This is a genomic window from Leptolyngbya cf. ectocarpi LEGE 11479 (assembly GCF_015207065.1).
Classification (GTDB): Bacteria; Cyanobacteriota; Cyanobacteriia; order Phormidesmidales; family Phormidesmidaceae; genus Leptothoe; species Leptothoe ectocarpi.
Genome location: NZ_JADEXP010000247.1, coordinates 1 through 9,772, shown reverse-complemented (window position 1 = coordinate 9,772; position 9,772 = coordinate 1). Strand labels below are relative to the sequence as shown.

At 51.4% G+C, this 9,772-nt stretch carries 9 protein-coding genes; 6 read left to right on the top strand and 3 right to left on the bottom strand.

The window, feature by feature from the left end; all coding sequences use genetic code 11:
* Positions 1-143: 143 nt before the first annotated feature.
* Positions 144-1,307: a histidine kinase gene (locus IQ260_RS21380; protein ID WP_193995117.1), complete on the bottom strand. Its 1,164-nt coding sequence runs from the start codon at positions 1,305-1,307 to the stop codon at positions 144-146.
* Positions 1,308-1,694: 387 nt separating this feature from the next.
* Here IQ260_RS21380 and IQ260_RS21375 point away from each other — a divergent pair, with 387 nt between their 5' ends.
* The 5 genes from IQ260_RS21375 to IQ260_RS21355 all read left to right on the top strand — a co-directional run bounded on the left by IQ260_RS21375 (position 1,695) and on the right by IQ260_RS21355 (position 5,849).
* Positions 1,695-2,258 carry an aspartate/glutamate racemase family protein gene (locus tag IQ260_RS21375; RefSeq protein ID WP_193995116.1) on the top strand — a complete coding sequence of 188 codons (564 nt, stop codon included), beginning with the start codon at positions 1,695-1,697 and terminating at the stop codon, positions 2,256-2,258.
* 206 nt (positions 2,259-2,464) lie between these two features.
* Positions 2,465-2,923, top strand: a complete 459-nt coding sequence (locus IQ260_RS21370; RefSeq protein WP_193995115.1) for a hypothetical protein — start codon at positions 2,465-2,467, stop codon at positions 2,921-2,923.
* Between the two features lie 46 nt (positions 2,924-2,969).
* A complete protein-coding gene (gene aroB / locus IQ260_RS21365) occupies positions 2,970-4,064 on the top strand; it encodes a 3-dehydroquinate synthase (RefSeq protein WP_193995114.1) in 1,095 nt (364 codons plus the stop codon).
* A gap of 417 nt (positions 4,065-4,481) precedes the next feature.
* The gene (gene hisB, locus IQ260_RS21360) at positions 4,482-5,114 is read left to right on the top strand and encodes an imidazoleglycerol-phosphate dehydratase HisB (protein ID WP_193995113.1); all 633 of its coding nucleotides are present in this window, start codon (positions 4,482-4,484) and stop codon (positions 5,112-5,114) included.
* A 63-nt stretch (positions 5,115-5,177) separates the two neighbouring features.
* Positions 5,178-5,849, top strand: coding sequence for a Uma2 family endonuclease (locus tag IQ260_RS21355; RefSeq protein WP_193995112.1), 672 nt, complete (start codon positions 5,178-5,180; stop codon positions 5,847-5,849).
* Here IQ260_RS21355 and IQ260_RS21350 read toward each other — a convergent pair.
* On the bottom strand, positions 5,846-7,480 hold the full coding sequence (locus tag IQ260_RS21350) for a CocE/NonD family hydrolase (RefSeq protein ID WP_193995111.1): 1,635 nt from the start codon (positions 7,478-7,480) through the stop codon (positions 5,846-5,848). The genes IQ260_RS21355 and IQ260_RS21350 overlap by 4 nt on opposite strands.
* Positions 7,480-7,941, bottom strand: coding sequence for a cupin domain-containing protein (locus IQ260_RS21345; RefSeq protein WP_228016328.1), 462 nt, complete (start codon positions 7,939-7,941; stop codon positions 7,480-7,482). Before IQ260_RS21345 ends, IQ260_RS21350 begins: the two co-directional genes overlap by 1 nt.
* Before the next feature lie 574 nt (positions 7,942-8,515).
* On the opposite strand from IQ260_RS21345, the gene IQ260_RS21340 reads away from it, so the two are divergent.
* Positions 8,516-9,745, top strand: coding sequence for a PP2C family protein-serine/threonine phosphatase (locus tag IQ260_RS21340; protein ID WP_228016327.1), 1,230 nt, complete (start codon positions 8,516-8,518; stop codon positions 9,743-9,745).
* The last annotated feature ends 27 nt before the right edge of the window (positions 9,746-9,772 follow it).

Here is a 9,772-nt window from a genome sequence, read left to right as displayed (position 1 = left end):
AGTCAGATCACCCTGCAGACAAGACCCAGGTAGATATTGAGCTAGCAGCCATAAAAGCGCGTCTTCAGCTCCCCGAGGTTTGATGCAGGTTCCCTGGAACACTGCTGCCATTAAATCATCGACTAGATGCATCAACTCAATCATTAATCGAGCGACTCCATTTCACGCTGCCGACTATGGGACTGCTTATAAACCGGTAGCGTAAAATGAAATGTACTCCCCTGTTGGGGCACTGAATCCACCCAGATTTGACCATAGTGTGCTCTGACAATCCGTAGGCACAGCGCTAACCCTAAGCCATAACCATCCTGGGACTGATCTCGCTGCAGTCGAAAACTCTCCTCAAAAATACGAGCCTGTTTGTCTGCCGGAATACCTGGTCCTGTATCTTGAATACTGATCTGCACCTTTTGAGTGGTTCGGTGCAATGCCGTTAGCATCACCTTGCCCCCGATGGGCGTATACTTCACCGCATTGTCCAAAAGGTTAACAATTACGCGACGCACCTGATTAATGTCAGCATGCACCTGGGGCAAATCCTGAGGAATATCTAACTCTAGCGTCTGCTCCTTGCCCTTCACCTTGGTAAGCATAGATTCCCTAACTTCTCGGCAAAGTTCCTGCAGTCTCAACTCCTTTGGAAAAATATGTAGATCGACGCTGGGGCCATGGGCTGCCTGCAAAATGTCCGTAATCATCCGGTCGATGGAACGAATCTGGGTTTTGGCATTGCTCAACAGCTGCACCGTTAGCTCAGGCCGAAAACGTGAGCGGCGCTCATGGTTAGGGTCATACCCCATCGCCAATGTCTCAATGGCGATCGACGCCGCCGTTAAGGGATTGCGTAAATCATGGGCCAGCATGGCAATGATGCGGTCTTTAAACTCCAGCTTGGCATTTGCCTCAGCATTAAGCTGCTTAAGCCGAAAAATTTCATCCGATAGATGAATGATTTCCGTTGACTGAGCAATGGAAGTATCATCTAAAAAACGGTCTTCACGAATATCAGCCTTATCAGTAACTTCTGATTGCCACCGCGACCACCAATAGTCAATTTGCGAAATAATATCGCTACCCGTTAGTGTCTGACGTCCCGCTGCTGAAACCTTTATCAAGGTGGGCGTCACCACCAATTTAAAATGCTCGGCTAGATAGGGTTGCTCACTGACATCGATTACCTCTAGCACCAGAGCAATGTCACTTGCTAGCATCTCAACATGCTGACGAATCTGACGAACTTGCTCGGTCGAACTCGGCCGCTTATCAATAAACAACAATAGCTTTAGCGGCACTTCAAGGGATGGCATAGATGAACGTTTGACTCCTGCTCAGCAATACGGAAGATCCAATGACTGGGTGCCTGGCTAGTTATTCCTTTAGACTACATCGTTCCAACGTTGGATAACGATCACAGCATCAAAGAATTGTGCTGCCGTGCCCTGTCAAGGCATCATTTACCGTCTATGCCAGTTGTGAAACCCTCCCATGCGGAATCAAAAGATTTGAACCTGTAGGAAATCATAGTAACGAGCACGCTGACCGATTTGACTGCAATCGTTAAAGAGATATTAAAGGAAAGCTCCTAAACAAGTTCACAGGCGGACTTCTCACGTACAGTGAAAGATAGAGTTTGCTTATGATTGCATTAAGTCATTTGTTAGCGGTACTCAGTAAATCCAGTGAGGCGCGGTGGTATGGGAGTTCTAGCGGTTATTCAACGTCATTTTTGTCACCACAACATTCAGCAGCAAACCATCAGTAATGTTCTAAGAACAGGAGCCTGGCTGATGGGCACCGCAACCTTGCTCACAGCCCAAACGGCAAGTGCATTCCCGCAGCCATCCACAGCTGACGCACCGCTGATTCACCCTTTACTGGCCCAAACTGCCCCCGCCGTCTCAGAAAGCCTGACTAACGGCGTTTATCTCTTTGGGGAGCAGCCTCTACCTGATCAGCTGCAAACGGCGTACATGATATTTGAAGCTCGTGCCGGGCAGGTTGTCGGTGCGTTTTATTCGCCTCATTCTTCCTTTGACTGCTTCCAAGGCAATGTACAAAATACTCACCTTTCTCTAGCAATTACTGAAACCTATTCTCAGGAAGTGTACGATTATGACCTCCAGCTTGAGGACACGGCGATTGCCGGTCAAGGGGGCAGTCAGTTTGCCATTGAAGGGTTCCACCAAATTGATGCAGTCAGCGACAACGATCTGCGCATGCTGAATACCTGTCAGGCCCACTACAGCCAGACAATTTAGTTGGCTTGATACCTGCTTGATTCATAGCCCTGTCAATCTGCTCTCGATTCGTTTAATCAGCTACAGTTTCTGAGGTCTAGCTAATTTATTTTTTTAGTAGCCTTAGCCTAGCTATGGAAATTCGGATAAACAATGCCTTAGCTATTTGCTAGGGCATTGTTTTATCTTAGTAGAGTGAAAATCATTTATTTTCCCTGGTCGTAGGTGTGAACGCAGCAGAACAAGCCCGCAGCATCGAATACGCAAGCAAGATAGCCGCTACGGTCGGTGCCTTTAAAGGGCAACTTCCCGACCTACGTTCGGATCTCAAACCTTGGGCTAACGACCCTGACACAAGAGAGCTGATAGATCCTGACTCTATAGATATTGGCTTTCATTTTCCAGGTTTTAGCCGCTCGTTTAACTGTCGTAGCTTGTTAGTACAGATTCGTCTGCATGAAGTGAGCGATGGAGAAACCTCAGCAACCAACGCCGTTGCCAATGTTGTGAAAGTCATCGGCGTGGAAGTGGTGGGTTTTAACCATCTTGGCCAGCAGTGGCATCTTTCCACGATTAACAACTGGCAGTTTGAAGGAGTAGCCCCCCCTCAAACACCTGCTGGTGAAAAAATTAAGGCCTGCTGTCGACAAATTTTTCAGGTGTTTAACCCCAGTCCTGAAGCCTAAAGCATCGAGGGCAGTAGGATGGTTGAGTACCCTGTGACCCAATTCCATGAAGACCGTTATCCCCGTCGAGCTACCCCAAGACCAGTACGACATCACCATTGCGACTGACGGATTGCAATATCTGGGTGCGTGGCTTGCAGCTACGGGCAAGCGGGGCAAGGTGCTGCTGGTTTCCAACCCAGTTATTTTCAAGCACTATGGCCAAACAGCATTAAATTCCTTAACTGAAGCCGGTTTCGACGTTTGCCAGTGTATTTTGCCTGCTGGCGAACGCTACAAAACCCTACGCTCCATCGAAAAAATCCACACGGTTGCGTTTGAAAATCGTTTAGAGCGCAGTTCTACCATGGTGGCTCTGGGCGGTGGTGTGATTGGTGATATGACTGGCTTTGCCGCTGCCACATGGCTGCGCGGTATCGCCGTTGTGCAGGTGCCCACATCACTGCTCGCCATGGTCGATGCCTCCATGGGGGGGAAAACCGGCGTTAATCATCCCCATGGTAAAAATTTGATTGGGGCGTTTCATCAGCCTAGTCTGGTACTGATTGATCCCAACGTGCTATCGACACTCCCCGGTCGTGAATTTCGGGCTGGCATGGCCGAAGTCATCAAGTACGGCATCATTTGGAACGAAGGCTTATTTGAGCAGCTAGAGCAGGCCAAGCGCCTCGATCAGATGCGCTATGTCGGTGAGGAGCTACTGCACGATATCCTCAAACATTCCTGCCAGGCTAAGGCCGATGTGGTCAGCCAAGACGAAAAAGAAGCCGGGCTGCGGGCCATCCTCAATTACGGTCACACCATCGGCCATGCCGTTGAGAGCCTGACCGGCTATAAGTTAGTCAACCATGGCGAAGCCGTAGGGATAGGCATGGTGGCAGCGGGTGCGATCGCAACCACCCTCAACCACTGGCCCCAAACCGCAACCGACCGCCAGCTCACCCTGATCCAAAAAGCCAGTCTCCCCACCCAGCTCCCAGAAAACATCAATATCGACGACATCCTAATCACCCTCCGCAGCGACAAAAAAGTCAAATCCGGCAAAGTCCGCTTCGTCCTTCCCAAACGCATCGGCGAAGCCTTCGTCACCGACCAAGTTACCGATGACACAATCCGCAGCGTTTTGGAGAAGATGTTCTAAGGAAAGGCAATTAAATAAGGTCCCGTTTGGCCGGACTTCGACTCCGCTCAGTCCTCTAATACTGGTGTTGAGGAGTATGGATTTTATTGATGCCTTGATCCTAAGCAATGGGGAATGGAGCAAACCATAGAGCCTTTATCCCAGATAAACTAGGTCTCAAAACAAAGCCCAAACGCAAACTACTCATTTACGGTGCGTAGCGCATGCGGAGCAGCGTAATCCCCCAACCGTAGCCCTGCCTCACCAATACACTGTGCGCTTATCGATCACCCTGTCGGGGGGCGTGGGGGAGTTCAGGCCCCCACATTAGGAGGGTTTCAGGGAGGAAAGCCCTGAGCAACCCATTCCGCCACCAAACCAAACAACCAAAAATCTCATCCAGGGCAACCACAAGCCCCCCTTACCAAAACCATCACCATGCAAACAAAACAACCCCTCACCAACCTCGAATTCCCCACCCGCACCGCCACCGTCACCCGCACCACCAAAGAAACCAACGTCACCGTCACCCTCAACATCGACGGCACCGGCCAGTGCAACACCAACACCGGCATCCCCTTCCTCGACCACATGCTCCACCAAATCGCCTCCCACGGCCTCTTTGACCTCGACATCCAAGCCACAGGCGACCTCGAAATCGACGACCACCACACCAACGAAGACGTCGGCATCACCCTCGGCATGGCCCTCCATCAGGCCCTCGGCAACCGCAAAGGCATCGTCCGCTTCGGCCACTTCGTCGCCCCCCTAGACGAATCCCTGATCCAAGTCTCCCTCGACTTCTCCGGTCGCCCCTACCTCGCCTACGGTCTTGAAATTCCCACCCAGCGCGTCGGCACCTACGACACCCAGCTAGTGCGCGAATTCTTCATGGCCGTCGTCCACCACAGCCTCATGACCCTGCACATCCGCCAGCTCGACGGCATCAACTCCCACCACATTATCGAAGCCACCTTTAAAGCCTTTGCCCGCGCCATGCGTATGGCCACCGAAATCGATCCCCGCCGTGCCCATGCCATCCCCAGTTCTAAAGGCGTGTTACAGGTCTAGGTGACAACTCCACAGAATTATCAGTAAAATAAGTACAAAGGTACCTAAGGCTGGAGAATGCTAATGACGGCCATACTCCCCAACACCACCAAAAAGAAAATTGTCTATCCCGCAGGAGATGGCGCCCCAGTGGCGGAAACCTACGACCACCTATACGCCCTCTTTGTCACCCTTGAAGTGCTACGCCAGTATTTGCAGGGCCAGCAAGCCACAGTCTTAGGCAATCAGTTTCTGTACTATGCCCAGGGGCTACCCAAGCTCAGGGTAGCTCCTGATGTCATGGTTATTTTTGACGTGGAACCTGGTGGTCGCGACAGCTATAAAGTCTGGGAAGAAGGCTCCGTTCCCGCAGTAGTCTTTGAAATGACCTCCAAAGGAACTCGCCAGAAAGACGAAGTCAGCAAATACGAACTCTATGAAGCCATGGGGGTGCTGGAATACTGGCAGTTTGACCCCAAGGCAGAATGGATTACCGAAGGGTTGCGAGGCTACCGTCTAGAAAACGAGACCTATGTGCCCATTACTGATGGCATCAGCCAAGTACTGGGGCTCAGGCTAGCGGCAGCCGGTACCCTGATTGAGTTTTACGACCTCAAAACCGAACAGAAGCTCCTAATTCCTGATGAACAGCGAGAACGGGCTGACCAAGAAGCACAGCGAGCTGACCAAGCAGAAGCAGAATTACGGACATTGAAAGCCAAACTCAAAGCTAAAGGCATCGAATTAGACGACTAAGCCAACGGCAAGACCAGCAAGGTATGGTCACCCTGATAAATCACCAGGGTAATGATTTGGTGCTCAATGGTAGGGACTGTATCTAGGGAATCGGCACCGGTACCAGGGTTCACTGTATAGGCAGGAAAACAGGCTGCACTCAGACTTAGCCGCAGCGCCTGTCCCGCAGACAATCGAAAACAGGTGGGCTGGAGCGGCACCGACACCGAAGCATTACTGGCCTCAAAGATACGCCGATACCCTTGGGTTAGGTTAAAGACACGACCGTCTGGCTGCACCACTGATAAAATCGCACAAACATCGTAACTGGCGGCATCCGTCTGGATTTTTAGACTCACGACGACCTCACCAGCAACTGCCAAATCCCTCTCAAGCAGCGGTGTCGTATAGGTGAGGATATCGCTACGACCATCGAGGGCTGTGCGATCGCAACTCCCCCCCGGCCAACTTACATGCCCCCCCAAAGCTGGCACCGGTCGCCATGGGTCATGCACTAAAACATCCCGCCCAGTTGAGGATGCAGCTGGGGACATCACCAACTCACCATCATCCCCACGCATCCCGGCCAAACCAGAACTCCGCAAATAATAAGTCTGAGTCTGCCCCTCAGCAGGCCATGCATCCAAACGCCGCCAGCAATGACTCCCCATTTCAAACACGTTGATCGCCCGCTGGTCTAACCTGCCTTTGCCTTTCAAAAAATAATCAAACCACTGCACCTGTAGCCGATCGATAGGATTCATTGCCTCAGGGCCAAAGTCTACCTCACCCACCTTTCGACTCCAGGGAATATGGGTCCAAGGTCCCACCCAAAAATGCTGGGGATGCTGACTGCGACCCGCCATCTCTTTAAATAGGCGAATATCCCCAGTGAGATAAGGGTCAAACCAGCCGCCTACATGGAGCATGGGCACATCGACATCGACCAAATCCGGCTTCAGCGCTTGCCAATAATCGTCGTCTTGAGGATGGGCAACCCAGTCATGCCAAAACGAATCTGGTGCGTAATGCTTCAGCACCTCTGGAGCAGCCGTAACCGCCCCGTTGAGCGGCAGATTACGTGACGCTGCGCGCAGGGCGTTAAATGCGGTTTTATCGCCCTTTAACCGGGCACTTTCTGCCGCTAGCTGAATCGCCCAGCCCAGTCCAGCCTGTAATCGCAGCGCCCCATTTTCGTAGGCCCAGTCTTGGTAGAGATCGTAACCCACCATTGCTGGGGCTAAGGCTTTGAGGGCAGGCGGCCTTGCCTGGGCGGCATAGAGCTGGGTCATCCCCTGGTAGGAAAACCCATACATACCCACCTGGCCGTTGCTGCCAGGGAGTTCAGCCGCCCACTGGACACTGTCGTAGCCGTCGTCTACTTCGTGGGCAAATAGGTCAAAACTGCCCTCGGAGGTACCGCGCCCGCGCACATCTTGAATCACGACAATGTAGCCGTGGGCGGCATACCAGGTGGGATGGGCATAGACGACAGTAGATGCGATCGCACGTCCATAGGGCTGCCGCATCAGCAACACTGGCCATGGGCCAACACCATCAGGCGCATACACATCCGCATCTAAACGAACACCATCGCGGGTCAGCAGCGAATGCACCTGCTTAGGCTTGACAGAGAAAACGCCAGAAGACATCAAACACCATGGGTACGGCCTAAAACAGCCATGTCTTCCTCGTCTAATTCGGCGGGCACTCCCTGACGAATGAGTTCGGCAAAGTCCTCGTTAGGCACCATGACACTGAGCAGATAGAGACGGGTTGAGCCAGTATTTTCAACAAAATGGATGCCATGGGACGGCACCAAAATGCTATCCCCTGTCCGAATAGTCGAATTTTTACCATCGCAGACAACGCGACCTTCCCCTTTGATCACATAAAACATTTCTGCGGCCACCTGATGGCGATGGGACGGTGTTCGGCCCCCCACATCAAAAATTTCCACACAGCAGGTTAAGGTAGCGTGGCCTAGGGTCGGATCCACCAAGAGAGCTAGTCGATTTTTATCATCGGGAGTGATGCGAAATACCTGATAATCATGGGGTGATTTGAGTACAGGTAAAACGCAGGTTTTGGGCAGTTCACAGACGGTTTCCATGGTTTAAGCAGTGGCAGCGCTTCTACAGCTTAAAAATCGCTCCCAACCCTAGGAAGGTCTTGAAATAATTTGTCATCTATGGCCATATCTTGCTGATATATCCGTGACAATTCTCAACCAGCTGCAATTTTCAGTGATATTTCAGTGATAGGAGGCACACTTTTGGAACTACAGACGTCACAGCCATAGCCCCTACTTTTTTAGTTGCCCCATCCCTATGGACAACTGTGGGACCACAATATCCTCTGTAGGCTGATAAAATAAGCCAGCACAGTCGTAGAGTCTGAATACTGTTGTTTTCCGGCTCGATAAATTATTACAGTTGCTTTGCTGTTTCTGATCACTTCCCCTTGGACATCTAGAAGGTCCAATTTCGCGGAACGCCTACACATGTCCAAATGAGCAGGGTACACTCTAGCTGAAACTGACCGTTCTAACCATATTGAGAGACTTTGTTGCGTTTTGACATTCTTCGATCGTTGGTCACTTACTAATGACATCGGTAGGGCCTTGATGCCATGAATACTAGATCTAACACCCCCCCATTAGGGCCTGTCAGCTTGGGTCTGGTGTCATGGCACTATCAAACAAACCTCTGCGTCGTATCGGTGTAATGGTGAAGGCAATTAATCCTATCGCAGATATTTTAGTAATCGATGACGATCCGATCATTCGGCGCATCCTCCAGCGCATGCTCCAAAGCCAGGGGTATCGCGTGGCCATTGCAGAAACCGCCGCTGATGGATTAGATCAGGCATTGGCCATCACCCCACCTGTGATTCTCTGTGACTGGCGTTTACCCGGCACCATAGATGGCTTGGAAATTTGCCGCCGGTTAAAAGAGCATCCGGATTTATCCATGAGTTCGTTTCTGCTGATTACAGCCCATGCAGAAACCGCTAGCCGCGTAGAAGCCCTGGAAGCAGGGGCTGACGATCTGCTGATGAAGCCCATCGATATGGCAGAGCTAAAAGCTCGGGTGAAATCAGGCATGCGGCTATGTCAGCTCACCCGCGACTTAAAAAAGCAAAAACAATATTTGGAAAACGAGCTGGCCGAAGCGGCCTCCTACGTGCAGTCGCTCCTACCTCGCGATACGGATAAACCCCCCGTCAAAATCCAAACTCGCTTTTTACCGTCACAGCAGCTGGGTGGGGATTGTTTTGATTTCTATTGGCTAGATCCTGACTACCTGGTCATATATTTACTGGATGTGTCCGGCCATGGGTTAGGTGCAGCGTTGCTATCAACGTCTGTTTTGAATGTATTGCGATCGCAATCCCTTCCCGGCACCAATTTCTACCGTCCAGATAAGGTGCTAGAAAGTCTAAACAACATGTTTCAGATGACCGACCAAAACGAAAAGTACTTTACGATTTGGTACGGCGTCTACAATCGGGTCAATCGCCAGCTCATGTATGCCAGCGCGGGCCATCCTCCCGCTGTTTTGCTGTCTCAGGCGGCTGAAGCCACCTCCCAGGCCACCAATGGAGTTGCAACGTCCGAAACCATGCTGTTGCGCACCCCCGGTATGCCCGTTGGCATGATGCCTGACACCACCTATACCTGGAAGCGCTGCTCAATTCCAGATAACAGCTATCTCTATATATTTAGCGACGGTGTCTATGAAGTGCCTGAAACACCAGCAGATGAAACGGGTGAAATTCTTGGACTCGATAGCTTTATTGACCATATTGCCAAATGTCCTCGTCCTGGGCAGCTTGACCAGTTGATTAGCCACGCCACCATGCCGAGTGTGGACGTCGGAGACGACCTGTCTCTACTGGAAATTAATTTTGGGTAAAACACGCGTGGGGGCGTTCCATGGAAC

Bases quoted from the DNA above. Each gene is read 5' to 3' on its own strand.
- IQ260_RS21380 (WP_193995117.1), bottom strand. From the start codon at position 1,307: ATGCCATCCCTTGAAGTGCCGCTAAAGCTATTGTTGTTTATTGATAAG.
- IQ260_RS21375 (WP_193995116.1), top strand. From the start codon at position 1,695: ATGGGAGTTCTAGCGGTTATTCAACGTCATTTTTGTCACCACAACATT.
- aroB (WP_193995114.1), top strand. From the start codon at position 2,970: ATGAAGACCGTTATCCCCGTCGAGCTACCCCAAGACCAGTACGACATC.
- hisB (WP_193995113.1), top strand. From the start codon at position 4,482: ATGCAAACAAAACAACCCCTCACCAACCTCGAATTCCCCACCCGCACC.
- IQ260_RS21355 (WP_193995112.1), top strand. From the start codon at position 5,178: ATGACGGCCATACTCCCCAACACCACCAAAAAGAAAATTGTCTATCCC.
- IQ260_RS21350 (WP_193995111.1), bottom strand. From the start codon at position 7,480: ATGTCTTCTGGCGTTTTCTCTGTCAAGCCTAAGCAGGTGCATTCGCTG.
- IQ260_RS21345 (WP_228016328.1), bottom strand. From the start codon at position 7,941: ATGGAAACCGTCTGTGAACTGCCCAAAACCTGCGTTTTACCTGTACTC.
- IQ260_RS21340 (WP_228016327.1), top strand. From the start codon at position 8,516: ATGGCACTATCAAACAAACCTCTGCGTCGTATCGGTGTAATGGTGAAG.